Raw genomic sequence first — 19,157 nt, 5'->3', positions numbered from 1 at the left:
TGCAAAACCCTGGCGGGAATGCCAGGGTTTTGCGTCGGCGGGCTTGCAACATAGCCCTAGCAAGCCGCTGTGTGTCAGAAGGTTGCGTAATCGATGCTGTTGCGCATACGGTCGGGCAGATCACGGGGAATGACTTTCTTGAGGATGCTAACGACTCTGAACGTGCTAGCGGGCTGGCTGGGCCACGTGGTTTTGCCGTAAAATTGGCGATTTGTTGCCGATTGCTCTCTAGGGGCTTTTTTGTTGTAGTGTTTGCGCCAAATCTCCGCGCTTTTCTGTGAGTCTGCAAGGCGGAGGCACCGATCGTCGCTGAGATTCCGCCCGGAAGCGGCCGTTGAAAGCCTGGATGAACGCATCATCGTTTGGCTTGCCGGGCAGCCAAACCAAGCATAACGCCGCGCTGTCGCCCTCAGTCAAGATTGCGCGAGACAACTCGCTGCCCTGCTCGATGCGGATCGTCGATATCTCACTTCTTTGTAGGCCCTTTCCGGTATCTCCACGACGCCGCTGCCGAAGGCTCGTACTGCGCAAATGCCACAATAGATGCGGATCGTCTTCATGGAGTTCTCTCCCGTGTCGGCACGCATTTTCATTCGCTCCTTTCGCAGAGCAGCAGGCCACGTCGTAACCGTCATCAGCCGCAGGCCAGCCGAGAAGAACATCAGGAAAGCCACAGTTCTGATCGATCGCGATTTCACCATTGGTCACACGACTCGTCTGTTTGGTGCTTTCGTCGAACATCGGGGCCGATGCATCTATGGTGGCATCTACGAGCCCGGCCATCGGAGCGCAGACGGTGCGGTTCATCGTTGCGCAACATACCTAGTTTTGGCCAATGGGAAGAAACGGTCCTCGAACACAGCTTGATTACGTCGACTAAATTTCAATCCATACTTAACTCGGGAATTACAGTCAGGACATCGCCTCGTTTCTCGCGAGCACCGACGTGAGGACTGCTTTACTGATGAGGTCGTCGTCCTAGCTGATGCGGATGCGGCCACGCGGCGCTCCAAAAAAGGCGTCTTATGCTCAGCTTCGACGAATGGAACGTCTGGTATCGAACGCGCAACGAGGCTACCCCGGCGGTAGACCGCTGGCTAGTGGCCCCCCCATCCTTGAGGAAATCTATACAATGGAGGACGCGCTCGCCTTCGGCGGCGCCTGCATTTCCCTTCTGAATCACGCCGATCGGGTAGGAGTTGCCTGCCTGGCGCAACTCGTGAACGGCATCGCGCCGATCATGACCAAGACAGGGAGGTGCGTGGCGCAAGACCATCTTCTTTCCTTTTGCGCATATGAGCCGCTTTGGTCGCGAAAGACTTTTGCACGCGCAAGAGCCACGGAGGACATGTTTTGAATGCCATATTTCACGTTCGCCTCGCTATGCCGCCCAATGTTGCATGACAGACCTCTCCTCGGTCGGCTCGCTTTGGGACGAGACACCAATCGACAACGCAGAGCGAGTCTTGAGAAGAATGGGAGGTTACTGAAACGAGCGTGTGCCTCCGATAGGTCCGACAAGACTTATCTTAATGAGAGCCCACGCAGCGGTTGCAATAGGTCGAAGTCCCGCAGAACGTGCTTATACTGCACTTACATCCACACTATACCAATGTGTAACCGAGATAGCCGCGGGGATGAATTGGCATGAAGCGCGCCCGGATTCATTGTGAACCTTATGGCCATGTATACTCAGGTTTATGCCCAATTCCCGGCGCAGGAACGCACGGCCGAACGCCGTGCAGCTGCACTATACTCCAATTTGATCGCTGACCTCAGTCAGCTACATTTCGCCGACGCGGATGACCGCCGAGCATTCCCTCCAACCCTACACAGCATATTGGCAAGGCATGGACTGTTCGGGCTCACCACACCAGGAGAGCACGGCGGATTAGCTCTTCCCTTAGAGGAGGCCATCAACCTCATCTCTGCCACTGCATCCTTCGATGTCTCCGCTGCCTCTACCCTCGTCATCCATAACTTCCTGGCCTTGCCCTGCATCCAAGCGGCACCGCACATCCCGGAACAAAAGCATATCATTTGGGGTGCAACACGCGGCGATCTCTGCGCTTTCGCTTTGACGGAGCCCGGAGCTGGCTCGGCCCCGAGGCACATAGAGGCTTCGGCCCTCATGCGCGAAGATAAAGTTCGTATTTCTGGCCGCAAGATCTAGATCGGCCTCGCTGACTGGGCTCGCTGGATTGTTTGATTTGCACGCGCGTCTGGACCCAATGCGAAAGGTCGGCTCGTTGGTGTACTCGTTGACAGGCAGGCTCCAGGCCTCAAGGTCACGCACGAGCATCGCACACTGGGTCTACGTGGCATCATTCAGAATACCCTGGATGTTGAGGTGCCGCGTTCTTACGTGCTCTCTCGCGATCAAGACGGCTGGGGCGCGGCTTCATCTAGCATGAACCGCGGCCGTATTGGTGTGGCTGCTATGGGTCTTGGAGCCCTTGAGCGCGCTATCCAGGTCGCAGCCTTTTATGCAAGCCATCGCCGGCTCGGTAAACTGCGCATGATCGAGAACAGCTACATCGAGCAGTTATTTGGACAGATGGTGCTGCGGCGGGAAGTCGTGAAGGCGATGCTGGCCGCATCATGCCAACTTGTTTCAGCGCAAGGCGCGCCAAACGTCCACCTTGCGTCGGCAACGAAGGTTTTGTCCTCGGAGTGGTGCGGCCTTGTCGCTGATCAATGCGTCCAGCTGTTAGGTGGCCGTGGTTACGACGAAGGAGCGCCTTTAGCCAAAATCTATCGAGACGCTCGCAGCCTTCGCATCTTCGAAGGTCCGACGGAGGCGCTCCTATCACATCTCGGCCGCTGCCTCCTCTCTAAAGCCACGCGTGACGAAATAGCCGATCTCTTTCGGTCAGTTGGAGCGGCATCAGGCCATGCTGCTGCAATTGAGGAGCTCTCTGGGCTCAATGAGACAGATGGGGCCGTGCTGATCTATGCGGGTTGGCTCACCACATTGGGGCTGTCAAAAGCTGTCATGTCTGCTGGCTGCTTCTCTGCCTCAGATTGCGCCGCAGCGGCGGCTCACCTGGTCAGTTCCGAGCTTGCAACTCTCCGTACTCGCGCGCCGGCCCGGCAATCTGTCGAAGTGCGCAATCTGGCTAGTCGGACTCTGACCACCTTCCTTGAAAGATGCGGCTTGTTCGATTCGCTCACCTGTCCTCACGGACGATTACCTTAGATTGGTGCAGTATGTCTGACAGCTGGCCGAGGCCGGACGTCTTTCCACCTGCTGGTTCCGTGCGCGGACGATGCAACCGCGGAAAGGCGAAGCATCCCTGATGCACTGCCACGTCGAATTCCGACAGGCTGCTATGAGGGCCTAACCTAATCTCGCTCCGGTCAGACACCTCGATGTCGAGATCGAGCGCACCATCAACGGCCGGGACGCCGACGAGCGTCCCGCTGTGCGCAACGAAAAGAGCAAGCCGCTTCTTGAGTACATGCACGACTTGTTGTTGCGCGGCGCGAAACGCTCTCGCCCTCCTCCGAGGTCCTGAAGCTTATGAATTACATGCTCCGCTAGATGACTTCGGCCGTCGATGGCAGGATCTGCTTAACCACGGATGGTGTTGAGAAGTCCTTACCTTCAGTTCGTGGCAGCTTTTTTTGGTTTTTCCTACCAGGCAGCCACCATGCGTTCGTAGGCCTGCTCGACGCGTGCGACGTAACCAGCTTCCCGTTCGCGGATTTCCTTGATCCAATAGCCCGGCCCGGGCCAGCCTTGCCGTAGGCACGGGGAGCCCCAGCCTTCAGAGCCACCTTCCGGAGTTTCATCGCCGTGAACGCTGGCCGCGCGTAAGCGTAGTCCTTCCCGGTCGTCAGGACGTGCCAGATCATGACTGCGAGCTTGCGCGCCGTCGCGACGGCTGCGACCCCGGCCCCGTGCTTTTTCTGCGTTCGGTTGAAGAATGCTCGCAACGGACCCGGCGCCGTCTTGGCTGACCATGCCGCCTCAACCAGCATCTTGCGGGCGTCACGGTTGCCCTGCTTCGAGATCCGGCCATGCCGTGCCGGGTGCTCGCCTGCCGAACCCGCGGAGTCAACCCGAAATAGCTGCTGAGCTTATCCGGCGACGGGAAGCGTGCGATGTCGCCGATGGAGGCCAGTACACTCGATGCGACAACCGAACTCACGCCGGGGATCGTCATCAGCTTGAGAGCCGTGGATCGTCCAGAGCCTGCTGGGCCACGACTTTGTCGATCTCCGACAGTTGCTTCGTCACGCGTTCGAGTTCCACGATCAGACGCCAGAGCATTGCACGCTCCTCCGATGGGAGAGGCAGACTGTCCAGCCAATGCTGTCCGCGCTTGCCGAAGAGATAGCCTTTGTAGGGCGGGATGAGGTCGGCATGCAGGATAGCCTTCGTGCGCCCTTTAATCCGGATGATCTGCGCCAAGACGCCAGCGCGCTCGGCCATCTGGCGCCGGCGGCTGGAGGTGTCCTCGTCAGCAACCCAGACCTCCGGCAAGAAGCCGGCAGCATGCAACTTTGCCAGGGTCCCAGCATCGACCTTGTCCGTTTTGACTCGCGCATAGGCAATCGCCCGAACGAGCCTCGGATTGGCGACCGCGACGCGCTTAACGTGCGGGCGCAGAATACGTTCGACAGCCGCGCTGTTGCCCGTCACCTCGATGACCACCTCATCTTCGAGGCTGAGTGTCTTGGCAAAGGCGACAAGCCGATCGTGGACGAGATCTACGCGGAGCTGTCGGATTATTGTTCCGTCCTCCAGGATCGCCACCCGGGCGAACGATCGGTGGATGTCCATGCCGACGATTTGCATGCTTGGTTCTCCTTGTCTCAGGAGCCAGTGGCTTGCAGGACATCTACGGATCCGCGCTCGCAGCGCAGCCGGGCAAGTCGTAGGGGGCGGCCAAGTAACAAAGCGAGCTTACAGCTCATGGTCATGGCGGCCTGCCACCGTTTCGTGCTCCAGCGCCCCTATCCCGGCTTCGACAGACTAATCCGGACGACCAGTCCTCTCCACCGGGTTTGAGCGCTGAAAAGATCATGCCCTTTAACAATTGCGCTGAGCGCGCATTGAGAGGCATCGCCTTGGGAGCGCAACTGGACCTTCGCCGGTAGCTAGCGGGGGCCGACCGTGCCGCCATCATGCTGACGATAGTCAGGACCCGTCGCCTGCCAAGTGCTGCTCAAAGCCCTCTTGCCCGGCATGCCACCCTGGGGCTCTTCCGAGACCGCATGCCTACCTGGGGCCAAGCTGTTACATTGGATGGATCGAAATTGTACGATTGCACGCTAGCCTCACGTCCAAACAATCAATTGAGCTGATCCTATCATGGATAGGCTTTCCAGAAGCTGACGAGGCCGTCGCTCGTGAAGCAATGCATCGCCACATCGGCAAAAAGGAAACTGCCCCGCGGCTCTCAATCGTCGCGGGGCTTCCGCTCGGAGGGCACGCTTCGCGAGCGGCTTGCTCGGACTCGCGGCAGCTGATTCAGGAGAGACTACCGTGCGATTCCGGCCACAATATCGACAAACGATGAGTCGGGAACAGTAAGCGTAGATCGGATCCCGTTTTGATTGGCGCTTCACAGTTATCTTGGCCCGCGTGATGCGCTGACGCGCCTACGAGCGTCCGGACAATGCGAAGACACCGGCATCACTGTCCGCCAATGAAGCGGCGATGAAATCTATGGGCCGCACGGGCCGCATATGTACGTGCTCGGGAAAAGACGGGGCACCTGTGACATCGAGCTATTCGACATGGTCCGACACACCGCCGACAACTTCCGGAGGACGCGACCGAGGGCATCGGGTACCAGTGAAAGGCCGCCCGTTGGACTGGTTTCCGATCACTTTCGAGCTTGATCGGACGTGCCCGGCTGTCGTCGAAGTCGTGGAGGTAAAGGATCGTCTTTCGTGAATGATGTCGCAGAGCCGCGCCTTGCAAATATCGATGGGCTTCTGCTGACACCTTCCCGCGGCACATGGCATATGCGAGTTTCACAACCTCTTTGAAGAGATCGGCTTATGTCTATGCTTGACCATACCCTTGGGTCGGACGTCCGCTGGACAGATGGGTGGTTTCCAGCCAGGATGGCATCGCCCCACACCGGCCGCTTTCGTTTTGTGAAAGGCGTCGGGTTCGTCAGCTTTCGGAAAGCTAGTCCCTCTACAGTGACATGGAAGTTAGCGGCGCGTGGTAGGGACAGCGCTCGCCCCGTGTATGCGTGGGGCTTTCGGGCGCCGAGTCACGTTTCTGCTAACTTCAACCAGTGCGGGCGTGGCAGCGACAGCGTCTGAATCACCGTCCTGACCAGCGCCGAGTCGCGCCCGCGCTGCTTCCGGTGCAACACTGGGATCATATGTAAGTCATCGGATCTTCCAGATCAAACCAACAGCCAGCTCAGCAGAGAGGGGGTCCAGGCCGTAAATTCGAAAATTGTTGAATGAGCTTGTAGTCGGCTCGCCCCAAAAGTTTGCCGTTAGGCTTGGAACGAACATAGTGCATAGTTTTCACTTTCGGTTCTGATGTTGAGATCTTCAAGCAGATCCGGACCACAGCAAAAGCGGAATGACGAGGACAAGCACGGATTGTTGCCGAGCTCATGGCGAGCGTCGACTCGGTCGTGCGCTGGTGCGACGGCACGCATTGTCGTTGACAGCAGCTGCTTGCCTGGGGAGGTCAGTGGAGAAGCGGCCGGCGACGATTCCAAAGCAGACGAAAATACAACTTGTGCCGATTGTGTTGGATGCGTGATGCCCGCCCTTAGCCCTGAGCGCAAGGGCTAAAGGCGTCGAAACCCACACGAGGAGCTTAGCCAACTTAAAGGAAAGTCTAACGGGCCACCGTTCCTGCTTGAGTGCAAGCGCAGCCCATCCAGGCTTTGACGCGCCAGGGCACGAGCTCATCAATCTGAGTGACCGGCCAGCCTCTCTCTCTGTGGGCATTTTCTCCTCGCTGCATTACTTCCAGAGAGCTTCCGCCGAGCATGGCGCTCCAATGTCGGAAGGGGGCGCCCTGAGCTCTGCTTCACGTCGGGCGCGCGTTGAGGGCGCCACAATCCGTGTTCCCTGCCGTGCTTGCAATGCCGGACGCGTTGCGGATGTCCGGCATCGATCGCGAAAGGATCCATTCGCGGGCCTCGGCCAAGTATCTTTACAACGTCCCGAACACTCACGTCATCCTTAGTGTGACGACAGTCGATAAATCATGTTGGTTCGGGTTCCTGTAGCGGTCTGCGAGACTTTTGAACAACTCACCCATCTGATCTGAGCGAACAGTAAATTCCCCATAATTGGGATCAAAGAGGGTCGTCATTCCATTCGATGTCGACGTTACGATTGTGTGGGCACCACCAGCGGCGAAACGCAAGCTGACGAAGTAGATCGACCCATCGTCGGCGACCTCATTCACGATCTGCTCAATGCGCGAAGATGTACCAAACCTATATCGCGTCTCTTGGGCGAACGGCTCTAGGCCGGCTTCGCGTAACATCGTAGTTTTTGCTTCGAGGTCGTGGGAACCTTCCGCCCTATTCCTTCGCAACAGACGCTTGAGGTCTTCATACCGCTGCTGCCGCATTGCCGCCGAGCTGTGATTTTGAGTCCCCGGGCGCAGCGCCGTCATCCGGGATGATGGGCTACTCGGGAGATTGAGGAGCCACTCCGCTCCCAATCCAACGCAGATTCCGCTGACATTGGCACCGGACAATTCCGCAGTCCTGTATTCGAACAGAGGACGAATAGGCTTCGCTGGAGACGATGGATTTGAGCTGGAGGACAGAGAGGATGTGCTGGGCTCCGAGGTGCTTGGACTGTAAATGATTACATTTGAGGTCTGTGGCTTGCTGCAGCAGAGGCCCATTTTGTCGGACAATTCCCCGCATGGCGGGCTCTCCCGTTGAGCGAGATCCGTCAATGCTTGAGCAAATTCGTAGCCGTCCGCCGACCCACTCGGTTCGTCAGCTTGATTAGGGCGTGTGGACCGGTCACTAACTCGATTATACATGCCGGTTCGCCTGCTTCTTCAGTGTACGTTTCCTCAGAGCGAGCGCGGGCTGCTTACGCTCTGCTTGCGAATGATCTTGCGGCAAGCTGACGACGAGCTGACAACCAGATAAATTAGCGAAGCTACCGCCCCACGCCTAATTAGTGTCTCGACCGCCGCTGCTCACGAGCCCCGCTCCAGATGTGGGATTGTGGCCGGCGAGCTGATGACTGTCGCACGGCGACGGCACGCGCGACCTTCTGCAATTCCGGATGCAGTCAGGGTGATGGGGCGAGAGCGCCTTCGTCACTAAATGCGACCGTCGCCTTGGCCTCGATCTCACAACCATCGCGTTACGCCGCCGGTCGGCACACACTTCTCGCTCCAAAGAGTGCGCAATTCGCGTCGTCGGATCGCCCAGCGATGCCTTGTGAGGATGATCGTCGGCCCGGCGAGATGCTGTTGTTGCCGCCGAGCGCGTTCAGCACGGTTCCGCGATCTTTACCCGGATCAGTGCACTGTTTGCTTCTCCCGGTCGATAGTAGCTAATTCGACTGCCCCCGCGCACGGCTACGGTCAATTGATCCTAACATATACACGCTCTTGGCGCCTCGGTTCGGCGGCGCCGAATCGGTCTTCTGCAGCCGCTCGGCGTCACCTTGCGCTTGGATATTCCTAATCAGCTCATCATGGTGCCGCGCTCATCCGCGCGAACAACATTGCGGCCTCTGAGGGCCCTAGTCCAACGATGCCTATAAAGCTCGGCGGTGGCATCGGGATGTCGCGATGAATGGGCCTCCACAGGTGAAGGCAATATCGGCTGTTATTCACATACTGCGAATATGGCGGATGCAGTTGCATGACGCATTCCTCTTCATCCCAGAACAGGTCTTTTACAAAGCACATCTCTTCCCAATTCGGACAGCGCCGCGGCGTCGAGACCGCAACATGCTCCCAGCCAGGACGAACAAATCCACTTATCTTTAGTTCACACCCGCAAGGCCCCTGCACAAGGAACACGCCGCAAGGGCCTGATCCCGGAACCGTAGCGAACCGGCCGTGTTGCACGCGGCCGGCCTCCAGCTTCTCTATCAACTGCGCTCGCACGCCCGCTCCTTTGCCTTTCGAAGGGCCTTGAAACCGACGCGGCTTACGTTGTCTCGCAAATCGTTACTGTACCGCTCTTCAGAGCACCATCTGAGAAAGCCGCAGATGTCCATCATCACTCGTTCTCCTGCTATAGTCTTCTAACGATCGCATCGTGGGCGGAACGCTCTCAGGAGCCACCGATTACGTGAGTACGGGCGGTAGCACGATCTGGGCGATGGCGAATCGCTCCGCCGACCGCACCTTCCCGGTTCATAGTACAACTCCGTCATCGAGCCCCTTTCATGCGAAGCATCTTACTCATGGATGCCGGCCAGTATTGGTCGCACATCGCCGAATACAGCGCGCATCAGCAACACTTATGTCTGCCATCGCTCTCCCGCGCTTCAAGCAAGCGTTAGTACGCATTCATGTCATGGCGCTTGAGCGCAAGAGACTGGCGGCCCCCTCTCTTCAATGAATTGGTCGTCATCATGGCATTCTCTCTATAGTGGGCCTTGACATCTAGATTCCATGATGTCTCGCAAAGCCAGTGATGGCTCCAGCTGAACCGACGATATTACTGCTTGGCGAGATCGTACCTGATCATTCATGGCTTTCTCGTCGAGTCTGAACAGTGGCAATGCGCCCGACACGATAGAAAGAGGCTGCGCGAATCGGCCTGCACCCAGAGCCGCGGACGCCTGGTATGAACTGACGTCGAACCGACGACAATCGAGCGGATCGCCTGCCATCTCGGCCTCTCCTCGTAAGCTAACGGTCAGGAACAATGATTAATCGATCTCAATCATCGTCGGCCGATCTTCACGCGGCACTACGATGCGAGTTCGAACTCATTGCTCAGGGTATGGCGCTCGCGACGCTCAGCCTTTTGCAGCTAATGAGGGTGTTGTCTTTCAGACATGGACGTCGCGAATCCGACCTCTGGCAGCGGCTCTGTGTCGCCAACGCCCGACATACGCGCTTTTGGTGGCATCAAAGCGGTGCGGATACTTCTGCGTCGTGGCATGTAGATTGCTGCGGTGACGGAAAGCGACGCTAACTGTACCGATGATACGCGAGCATACCATCGGACGGAGGCTCGCCGCGCAACAGACAAACATTCCGATACTCTCCTTGCAAGAGGACTGCGAGATTATGAGTGGTACGAGGCATGCAAAGTCCGGCATTTCTCAGCGGACCAGCGCGACGTCTGATGAAATGACGCATTGGCGCGCACCAAAGCACCCACCGATCAGGCATTACGGCGCCGATTGTCGCTCCCGGTCGGCGCAAAGGAGGTGGAACCCTTGGCCGCTGGCCGCACTCCTCATAAATGTGCTGCTTTGGGCCGGGCTCTACTGGATCATCGCAGCGTTCTTCTGAATAAGCTGGCGGATGCCAGAGCAGCTAGGGGCTTTGCCACGCCTTGCGCATGCCGCGGCCGCTCCGTATACCCACGCACCATCAATGACGCAGATAGCTCGAATTGGCGAAACTCATATGCCATTGCAGCCGCAACGAAGTTCCACACACTGACCTGTAACAGCTGAACGGTCTGGCGCGGATTGGCTCCGGGCTTCCGCGTTACTGCGACGCATAGACTGCAAATTGAGGTCTAGGCTGCGCTTTTTCTTATGAGTATTTGCTTTCGAGAAGCTGACTAAGGAAGTAGGACTGAAGGAGCGTTGGGCAGGCGGATCGCTCCGCCTTATATTTCGCTATCTGGAGCGCGGGACAGGACCGTCAGGATGCCCCGCCCTACGGTGCCCCTCAACGTCACTTCCACGCACTGACTTGCTTGCTGTGCGACATCTGCGTGGCCATTGGGTCGGATAGCGATCAACACTTTACAGCTCTTCCTCGCGTCACGTATCGTCCTCGTCTTTGTGCATCTGCCACATGTGGGCGCGCCGAGCTAGCTTGTCGTATTCCACGGCAATTTTGAGCAGCCTGTCTTTGGCTCTCCCGTCAGCGAGCGCTTCCGCTTTCTTTCGCGTTGCTTCCGCACGGCCTCGCCAGTGCTCGGGTTGGTAGAGTTTACTTTTCGCATTCATGCCGAGAGCATGCAATTCGCAGATCAAAGAAATGCGACACCGGCGCTCCGTATAATCACGTAACAGCGACGCTCGAAGCCTCGGGTGCTGAAGGGGCAGTCGCCACGCACAGCCGCTATTCTGAAGCGCCACAGTGCGCGTTGCAGCCGAGGCGCGCACGAAGAATGCACAGCCTCGACATCCTCAGACGATTAGACGCACGAAGGGACTTGAATCGCACGTAGCGTTAGATTGTACGATCCTAGACAAGTGGGAACCACCTCCGACAATCCAGGCCGTTCCAGACACGCCAAGCGAATCACGAATGTTTCAGATATCCAAACTCACCTGGCGCGACTCGATCAGGACGCTAAGATGCTCAAGGTGCATCCTTGTCCGGGCTGCGTCGGAGCTGCTCCTATCGCGACTGGACGAAATCGCGCGTTTCGAGCTCTACACGGCGGGCGCTCCCATCACCCCAACCTCAGCACAACGCCAGACGGAGACTCCGTCCCAGATACCTCACCCGACGTCTTCACATAACGCGGAACACAGGCGCGACTACAGCAAACATAGTCTCGGCGCGCGTCATCATGGTTCGCTCTGAACGATCGAATGCATCATGAACAGTGGCTTGGGCGCACCTGCGGTTTTTGCCTGCTCTCCCTGCCTCGCGATAGGGCCATGCTTTCATCCCGTCGTCGCGCCGGCTACGGAGTCATTGGTCAGTTGGTGGTAGGCTGAGCCAGAGTACCTAAGCACATGTCAGGCCCAAACGGTGCATCGCCACATCCAGGCATGCACCGAACCACTGGATGCTCCCGAATGATTACTTGCTGGGCCAGCTCAGCCGCCAGTACTTCGACTCTTCGTGGTGCTCCGCCACTACAGCAGGTGTGGTTTCTGTCGTGCCGGACGGATGACCAGCACCGCACGAACGCAAAAGCGGAAGAACGAGCATGCCGGCACCTTCCTTAAGCAGTTCCGGCCTGTTTCCTGGCTCATAGGTCACGTTGCGCTTCGCGCAGGAAGATCAATAACGCAACCAACCGGACTTGAATGGATATCATGACTCAAAATCAACGAAGTCAGTTGGCTTCGCGCCTCACCATCTCCCGCTGCGCCATTGCTCTTGTCGCCGCAATGACCGCTGTAATCCCAGGGCCGGTCAACGCGCGCGATGAAACGCCGACCGCAGAAGAGAAAGAGGCTTGCATGGAGGACGTGTTCCGCCTTTGTAGCAGCCACATACCAGATCGCACCGCTATCACCGCCTGCCTCAGATCCAAGCAAGCGAGCCTCAGTCAGCGATGTCGCTACGTTATCTCGGTGCGAGACACTAGCAAGAAAAGCAGCGACTCGAAGTGAATGTGGCGGCCTGTTCATTCGCCTATCCGGAGAAGTGATCCCAGGGTGACCCGCAGGATGGTCACCCGCGGTCAGGTGACGAGCATGGCCGCCTACAATTGACCAACGCTATGGTCAGTCGCGCGTGTCGAGATAGGCGAATGCGGAAGTTACCCTTCGATATGTTCTGATTGGGTGTGGCGCACGTTATCAAAACGCTGCACAAGCTTGAAATTGGCTCTGCAATCCTACCATGAGGTTGATGCGGGGCCCCTTTTCAAGCGCGAATGTTCGGTGCAGCCCGTTTGCAGAAGTTCATCCAGGACCTGCACTTTCGCAGTCCGACATTGTTTCAACTGGGCATGCAATCGAGCTCAGGCCGTGCGCGGCGGCTCCGATACGCGTATACATCCCGACCAAGCAAAGTACTTCGTCTCGATCCGCATGGCGTATGGATCGACAGCGGCATCATGCAAGGCAGGCACATCACGCCATTCGATGTTCTCCAAAATCATCTTGCCACCGCAGAGGCTGCTCCGAAAACCGATCGCCTCGACGCGCCACAGCAGGGCGTATTCTGATGCAAGGCAGAAACGAACATGACCGGCCCTCACGCAAGCGGATCAACGGGACGGGTCCATCGCACTATGAACGGCCACCTTCATTTGCAACCGGGTGGGGTTATTGGGTAGAGCCAGCTGAGATCGGGGCTCGACCGCCCCATTACGGATAGCCTGGAATCAGTAGATGGAGCCGCTTCAACGGTTCGCCACCGCGGCGACGGCAGGCTATAAGAAGGATGAGGTGATCCGGCCGGAACACCGCGGCAAAAGGCCATTGCCGCCAAAAAACAGCGTCATCAGTCCTGCGACAAGCAACTCCAGTGTTCTAGCTGACCGACGATCTCCTCTCGACGGCACCACCGAAATGGAGAGCTTGACCCTCACGTAGCGTCAGGTTGTAGCCTCACCAAGCATGCCCACACTCAACCGCCTGCCGCCTCAAGCGTAAATGAGGCCATGTCACGTGGGACGGGCCACTGCATCAAGGCAATCGGTGCCGGGTCTCTTCAACGATGTCTTGCGGAAGAGCTCGAGGTTTGGACAGGAACGTGTAAAGTTCGATGGAAGTGCTTAGATCGATCATGGGCAAAGTTGCCACAGGCGCCACTCTGACGCGTGAGGAAACTGCGTCAGCCTTCGACAGCATGATGTCGGGTTACGCGACTCCCTCGCAGATCGGCGCCTTGTTGATGGGGATGCGGGTCCGGGGCGAAACGGTCGAAGAAGTCACTGGCGCCGCCTTGGCGATGCGGAATAGAACGCCGCGGGTCGAGGCGACATGCGACCCCGTCGGCCTCGCTGGCACGAGCAAGACCCCTACGCATTCGGTCAAGGTGTCGACGTGTGCTTCCTTCATCGTCGCCGGGGCCGGCATTCCTGTGGTCAAGCATGCCAACCGCGCTGCGTCTTCGGGTTCAAGCGCCCCAGTCGTGTTGGCGCGCCTCGGTGTGAAGGTTGATCTCAAGCCTGACGCGATCGCACGTTGCGTGCAGGAAGCCAACATCGGCTTCGTGTTTGCGTCAGCCCATTATCCGGCGATGCAGCGCATCGGGCAGATCCGGGCCGCAGTTGGAACCCATACGATCTTTGATCTGATCGAGGCTCTGTGCAATCCGGCCGGGGTCAAGCGACAGATCGTTGGGGTATTGTCTGCCCAATGGGTGCAGCCTCTGGCGTATGTCTTGAAGAACCTTGGTGCCGAGTCGGTATGGGTTGTTCATGGCTCGGACGGGCTCGACGAAATAACCCTCTCCGGCCCAACGTTTGTTGCTGCGCTTGAGGCGGGTATAGTCCGCACCTTCGAAGTGACGCCGGAACAAGCCGGGCTCCCCCGCCGCCGCAACGACGCGCTGGAAAGCAGCGATGCGGAGACTAATGCCGTTGCGCTGCAAAATGTGCTTGATGGCGTACCAGGTCCATTTCGCGACGCCGCACTTTTGAACGCGGCGGCGGCGTTGGTCGTGGCTGGGCGGGCCTCAACCCTGCAGGAAGGCGTAGCACTTGGACAAGAATCACTTGATCGCGGCGCCGCAGCCGCTCGACTGAAGCGCCTGATCGCGGTTTCGAACGCCTGACAGCCGAGCTGGCCGATGTTCCAGTATTGCGACCACGTCTGCTGTTCACGAGCGCGACAATATTGGAGCCACGAATGCACGGCATTTCTGCGGGATTTCAAGGAGCCTGCGCCGCCTGCGCTCGCCCTGACGAAAGCAATTCGCGCCGAGCCCGGGCGCGAGAGCTAGCCTCCTTAACGATGAGAGCCTGTTGCAGCCCACATTGCCGAGGTGAGGACCCGCGATGAAACGCGCTGCGCGCCTAAGGAGATGATGATGTCCCGGCAGAGGATTGAAACACTCGGATCTATTGCTGCGATAGAACACATCATACGGAAGTTTCGGGAATTGATCGATACGGATAGCTCAATCCCACCGGAGTTGCGGGGTGCGCTGCACGCGACGCTCGATGAGCATCTTCTCGCGGCAAAAAAACGTGTTCTCCTAAAAGTACATTAGGCGCGCACCGATGCCGTCTACATGCGGAGAAACTCTGGCAGGGGCGCTGTTACCGCAATCGGCATCATTCCCTCCCCACGGGGCCGAGCCAGATTCCAGCCCAGCTGTTTGGATCCGACCACGATTCCCTGTGCACTGGCGCGTCGCCGGGCTGCTCAGCGCGGTTTGCTGTTTAATGGAAACCCTGTCGAAACAGAGGCGACCCAATTCTTAGTTCTGCCGCTGCGATCGCCATCCGGCGTAACCCGTCGAGATATTGCACGTCCGTCCGGCTGTGACTGTCAGCTAATCCAGAGGGATATCGAAGTCATACCCGGTCTCCATCTGAGCCTACTCGTCACGCAATTTCGACACCGGCTCCCCCATTACAAGCCCCATGGGGATCAAAGTCGTCTCTGGGTGTGGAGACACTAGAAGTGGGGTTCAACTGCAGAGGCTAATCATGAGCCACCAGTTCCCTCCTGCGATCCGGGATATGCCATCTATCCAACCGGCAGAGTTCCGCCATGCCATGCAAAGCCTGGCGAGCGGTGTCGCTATCGTGACGACCGGGACGGCAGCCGGACGACGTGGACTGACGGTGAGCTCTGTGACGTCCATGGAGCCGCCGTGCCTGGTCGTTGGCATCAATGCCCGCTCCGAGGCACATGATGAGATCCTTGCCAACGGCAGCTTTGGGGTCAGTGTTCTCCGCAGTGACCAGGAGGACCTTGCGCTGCGTTTTGGCGGTGGGGAGGGGGCGAAAGGCGTTCACCGCTTCGACACCGAGGCCTGGGACCAGGGTGCCCTCGATGTACCGCTATTGCCCAACGCATTTTGCGCGCTCGAATGCGTTTTGTATGACCACAAGTTGCTTGGCACACACACCGTCTTTATCGGAAGAATTATCGCCACCCGACAAAGCGATGGAAATCCATTGATCAACTTCCGGGGCGCACTTCGTACTTTACTGCTAGACTGAGTGCGGTTTTGCGCAGACCCCGTCGGGACAGCAGAATGGTCGATGGCCTCACTCCCTAGTCGCTTCCACGAGCGCGATCCAACAATTGCCTGGGCTGCGACTGGTTCCACAGATTAGGCTCGTACTGAAAGGTCTCATCAGCCCCCGGCGATTTCGGGCGCTTCGCCTGTCGATCTATGCTTGTGCCGGTCTGCGACCTGCCGCGCCACGACGCGTGCGGGTACCGGGTCAGGACAACTGCGTCATCCTCTCGAAAACTACCAGCTTTGGTAGATCAGTTGTGAGCGACAGGCGAGTAAGCATCGTTGCCGCAGCAGGATCGGGTTCATAGGCACGCCCCGGGTCAAAATGGTTGGCGCTTCTCTAGATCTTTCGGCTCGATTCTGACGTGAGGACACAGGGACATTATGATCTTGCAGAAGCGATGACAAATCGACTTCAAAGGCGTCAGACAATTCTGTCCAGCAACGGGTTCGAAATCGCCCAGATTCTCGAGGGCATTCGCCGCTGGGTCCTGATTGAATCTCCGACGGAGCGGCCGGATCAGATCAACAAACTCGCTGATGTCGTCGCAGCAGGTTATCGCGACCTGCCGGCCAGTGTCGAGCGCGTTGCGGGGCGTGACGGCTGCGGCGATCATTTGGTCAGCCGCTCTTCTTGGGGGCAGGGCGTACCGGGCATTCTGGTGTTAAGCCATCTCGACACAGTTCATCCGATGGGGTCCATCGAACGGCTACCATTCAAGATCGAGGGCGACCGCGCGTTCGGCCCTGGCATCTACGACATGAAAGGCGGTGCCTACCTCGCCTATCACGCCTTCCGGCAAATCTGCGCCGATGATGCACGCCCGCCGCTCGGCATCACGCACCTCTACGTTTCGGACGAAGAAATCGGCAGCCCAACCTCGCGCGCGCTGATCGAGGCCGAGGGCCGCAAGGCCAAATACGTACTGGTAACCGAGCCCGCTCGCGACGGGGGCAAGGTCATCACGGGACGCAAGGGCGTTGCGCGCTTTGACGTATTCATCAAGGGCGCTCCGGCGCATGCAGGTACGCGGCCCGAGGGCGGCCGCAGCGCGATCCGGGAACTCGCCCATGTGATCCAGACGCTGGAGGGGATGAACGATCTCACGCGCGGTATCACCGTCAATGTCGGCGTCGTCCGCGGCGGCACCAGGCCCAACGTCGTCGCGGAACTGGCCTATGCGCAAGTCGACGTGCGCGTCCCCACCATGGCACATGCCGACGAGCTGGTGCCCAAGATTCTCGGCATCACCTCGCGCTCCGACGGCGTCAGCGTGAAGGTATCAGGCGAATTGAACCGTCCGCCATATGAGAAGACCAGCGCCGGCGCCGCACTTTACGCACACGCCAAAACGCTTGCCGCCGAACTTGGCTTCGAGCTGCTCGACGCGTTCAGCGGCGGCGGCTCCGACAGCAATTTCACCGCGCCGCATACCGCGACTCTTGATGGCCTTGGCGTTGACGGCACGGGCGCGCATACGCATCATGAGCAACTCTACATCTCGTCGATTGAACCTCGCGCGCGTTTGCTGTACCGCCTGTATCAGACGCTGCGATAATCCTGACGCCAAGCGAAATCAGTGACCGCGACGTGCGTTTGATGACGGCCGCCGGCACATTCGCAGGACCGTTCCTCGCCCACCCTCACGGCACTCATCGAAAACTATCGGTCAGATGCCGGATTTGGCATTGCAAAATCATAGAAGTGACTGAGCTATCCAATGACGGCAGCGGAGGTCAGGCGGGCAATCGGCTGCAAAGGGCGCGAGCCCTTGGTCGCGAAAGGGCGAACGTTTCCGAGAATTGGCTTATCGGCAGCGGCCCTCATCTCAAAGGCAAACGAACTTTCTTGACGCAAATCGCAGCGCTGAATGCGTGCGACACCAGACCGGCCGGCGAGCCGATTTAAGAGCTTGGCCACGTTCAGAGCGTGCATAAAAGGGCTTGAATCGGACGTAACGTTAAGTCGTACGGTCTTGAGGTGGGCACCTGTCTCGGTCTGCTGCCGAGATCGTGAAGGATTGCGAATGTCTCAGCTGGTCAGACCCTCGTCCCCATGGTCAATCATGATCCTCATCCCCCGTGGCGGGGCGGTCGGAAGGGTTCTGCAGCCAGTCCTAATTGCGGCGCTATGGCTCGAACGTAGCTTTGAAAGGCCCGCCATTCCGAAACCGAGACCACGTGGCTGTTCTGGCCCGGGGCACCAGAGAACCGACGAGGTTAGAGTTGAGCGACGTAGACCTCCATCCGCCCCCCTAAGTCGGGGACGCTGCCGGCCGAAGCTGAACAAAGCCCCTCCTCTGGCGCGACACCGCGCCAATATCAGTTCGCCGAACTGGCTTTCCGCTCTGTCACTGCTTTCTCGTGGTGGCAAGGCATGGCGATCGCGCAAAGGTGCGACAGATGGCTGGCCTGCGCAGGTTTTCAAGGAGCCTGAGCTGCAATTGTCGCTCCGCTTGGCCCGCGCGGCATCGCAAAATATTGCTTGGCATTATGGAGCAGCAAGTTGAAAGAGCCCGACGGCCTCAAGAAGGTCCTGTTGATCGACCATATTGAAGGCCAATGCCGCTGCATCATCGGCTTCAAAGATGGAGATGCCAGAGAGGCCTATATGTGCGGCGAGCCTGTATATCAAAGACGCGGCAAGAAACTGTCTTCGTGGTGTTTTTATCACTACGGACAGATGCACACGACCGTCGCGCAGCAGAACAGAGAGAGTGATCAATCGGCCGAGATCCCTCAAGCAATATCCATTGTTCTCAACCCATGAGAACCATCATCCCTCCAAGGCCGTCTGATCATAGCCTGTATAAAGGCCAACCGAATCATGTCATCGGAGACTCGCCAAGCAATTCCGGGTTGCGGCGGAAGCCACTCGCTGCAAGCGTACTATGCGGCCGTGAGGCGCTTGAACATCGAGTTGAATCTCCGCAGCCTGACCGACCGAAAAGCTGCGTATACTCCCGGCGAAACTGCGGTCCATTTCGAAGGGCAGCCTCTCAGCTACGTCGGCCTCGGCCGACAGACTGACCATATCGCTCGCGCTCACCGACCTCGCCTCTCTCGGAGCAGGACGGCGCCAAATCAAGCTTCGCTCAGTGCTCAACGCGGCGCAGCAGGTTCACCATTGTTGGCATCACGATTCCTCTCTGAT

Annotated in this window: 11 protein-coding genes and 2 pseudogenes; 9 read left to right on the top strand and 4 right to left on the bottom strand. The window is 58.3% G+C overall.

Features of this window, described 5'->3' with window-relative positions:
- Positions 1 to 228: 228 nt before the first annotated feature.
- On the bottom strand, positions 229 to 807 hold the full coding sequence (locus WN72_RS10365; RefSeq protein WP_167381107.1) for a hypothetical protein: 579 nt from the start codon (positions 805 to 807) through the stop codon (positions 229 to 231).
- 325 nt (positions 808 to 1,132) lie between these two features.
- Here WN72_RS10365 and WN72_RS46820 point away from each other — a divergent pair, with 325 nt between their 5' ends.
- From WN72_RS46820 to WN72_RS46815, 4 genes and pseudogenes are all read left to right on the top strand, one after another.
- Positions 1,133 to 1,357, top strand: coding sequence for an alpha-L-arabinofuranosidase C-terminal domain-containing protein (locus WN72_RS46820; RefSeq protein WP_244553944.1), 225 nt, complete (start codon positions 1,133 to 1,135; stop codon positions 1,355 to 1,357).
- 321 nt (positions 1,358 to 1,678) lie between these two features.
- The gene (locus tag WN72_RS10355; RefSeq protein WP_092219349.1) at positions 1,679 to 2,173 is read left to right on the top strand and encodes an acyl-CoA dehydrogenase family protein; all 495 of its coding nucleotides are present in this window, start codon (positions 1,679 to 1,681) and stop codon (positions 2,171 to 2,173) included.
- A 237-nt stretch (positions 2,174 to 2,410) separates the two neighbouring features.
- Entirely contained in the window at positions 2,411 to 3,199 is a 789-nt protein-coding gene (locus WN72_RS10350; protein WP_092219346.1) for an acyl-CoA dehydrogenase family protein, read from the top strand.
- A 151-nt stretch (positions 3,200 to 3,350) separates the two neighbouring features.
- Positions 3,351 to 3,637, top strand: a pseudogene (locus WN72_RS46815) (IS66 family transposase); the annotation flags it as partial.
- On the opposite strand, the pseudogene WN72_RS10345 reads toward WN72_RS46815, so the two are convergent.
- The 3 genes and pseudogenes from WN72_RS10345 to WN72_RS47805 form a co-directional block, all read right to left on the bottom strand.
- Positions 3,638 to 4,789 (bottom strand): annotated as a pseudogene (locus WN72_RS10345) (IS110 family RNA-guided transposase).
- A 2,373-nt stretch (positions 4,790 to 7,162) separates the two neighbouring features.
- Positions 7,163 to 7,699, bottom strand: a complete 537-nt coding sequence (locus tag WN72_RS46810) for a YopT-type cysteine protease domain-containing protein (RefSeq protein WP_244553943.1) — start codon at positions 7,697 to 7,699, stop codon at positions 7,163 to 7,165.
- Between the two features lie 963 nt (positions 7,700 to 8,662).
- Positions 8,663 to 8,881, bottom strand: a complete 219-nt coding sequence (locus WN72_RS47805) for a DUF7694 domain-containing protein (protein ID WP_430644635.1) — start codon at positions 8,879 to 8,881, stop codon at positions 8,663 to 8,665.
- A gap of 3,850 nt (positions 8,882 to 12,731) precedes the next feature.
- Here WN72_RS47805 and WN72_RS10335 point away from each other — a divergent pair.
- From WN72_RS10335 to WN72_RS10315, 5 genes are all read left to right on the top strand, one after another.
- Positions 12,732 to 13,025, top strand: coding sequence for a hypothetical protein (locus WN72_RS10335; RefSeq protein WP_143130796.1), 294 nt, complete (start codon positions 12,732 to 12,734; stop codon positions 13,023 to 13,025).
- 542 nt (positions 13,026 to 13,567) lie between these two features.
- Positions 13,568 to 14,581, top strand: coding sequence for an anthranilate phosphoribosyltransferase (gene trpD / locus WN72_RS10330; RefSeq protein ID WP_092219339.1), 1,014 nt, complete (start codon positions 13,568 to 13,570; stop codon positions 14,579 to 14,581).
- An 880-nt stretch (positions 14,582 to 15,461) separates the two neighbouring features.
- Positions 15,462 to 15,980: a flavin reductase family protein gene (locus tag WN72_RS10325; RefSeq protein WP_244553942.1), complete on the top strand. Its 519-nt coding sequence runs from the start codon at positions 15,462 to 15,464 to the stop codon at positions 15,978 to 15,980.
- A gap of 424 nt (positions 15,981 to 16,404) precedes the next feature.
- Entirely contained in the window at positions 16,405 to 17,562 is a 1,158-nt protein-coding gene (locus tag WN72_RS10320) for a M20 family metallopeptidase (protein ID WP_167381109.1), read from the top strand.
- A 947-nt stretch (positions 17,563 to 18,509) separates the two neighbouring features.
- The gene (locus WN72_RS10315) at positions 18,510 to 18,773 is read left to right on the top strand and encodes a hypothetical protein (protein ID WP_092219337.1); all 264 of its coding nucleotides are present in this window, start codon (positions 18,510 to 18,512) and stop codon (positions 18,771 to 18,773) included.
- Positions 18,774 to 19,157: the final 384 nt, after the last annotated feature.

This window comes from Bradyrhizobium arachidis (genome assembly GCF_015291705.1).
GTDB classification, from domain to species: domain Bacteria; phylum Pseudomonadota; class Alphaproteobacteria; order Rhizobiales; family Xanthobacteraceae; genus Bradyrhizobium; species Bradyrhizobium arachidis.
This window is presented reverse-complemented; position numbering and strand designations above follow the sequence as displayed.

Coding starts and splice junctions, on each gene's coding strand:
- WN72_RS10365 (WP_167381107.1), bottom strand. CDS start 807: ATGAACCGCACCGTCTGCGCTCCGATGGCCGGGCTCGTAGATGCCACC.
- WN72_RS46820 (WP_244553944.1), top strand. CDS start 1,133: ATGGAGGACGCGCTCGCCTTCGGCGGCGCCTGCATTTCCCTTCTGAAT.
- WN72_RS10355 (WP_092219349.1), top strand. CDS start 1,679: ATGGCCATGTATACTCAGGTTTATGCCCAATTCCCGGCGCAGGAACGC.
- WN72_RS10350 (WP_092219346.1), top strand. CDS start 2,411: ATGAACCGCGGCCGTATTGGTGTGGCTGCTATGGGTCTTGGAGCCCTT.
- WN72_RS47805 (WP_430644635.1), bottom strand. CDS start 8,881: ATGTGCTTTGTAAAAGACCTGTTCTGGGATGAAGAGGAATGCGTCATG.
- WN72_RS10335 (WP_143130796.1), top strand. CDS start 12,732: ATGTTCGGTGCAGCCCGTTTGCAGAAGTTCATCCAGGACCTGCACTTT.
- trpD (WP_092219339.1), top strand. CDS start 13,568: ATGGAAGTGCTTAGATCGATCATGGGCAAAGTTGCCACAGGCGCCACT.
- WN72_RS10325 (WP_244553942.1), top strand. CDS start 15,462: ATGAGCCACCAGTTCCCTCCTGCGATCCGGGATATGCCATCTATCCAA.
- WN72_RS10320 (WP_167381109.1), top strand. CDS start 16,405: ATGACAAATCGACTTCAAAGGCGTCAGACAATTCTGTCCAGCAACGGG.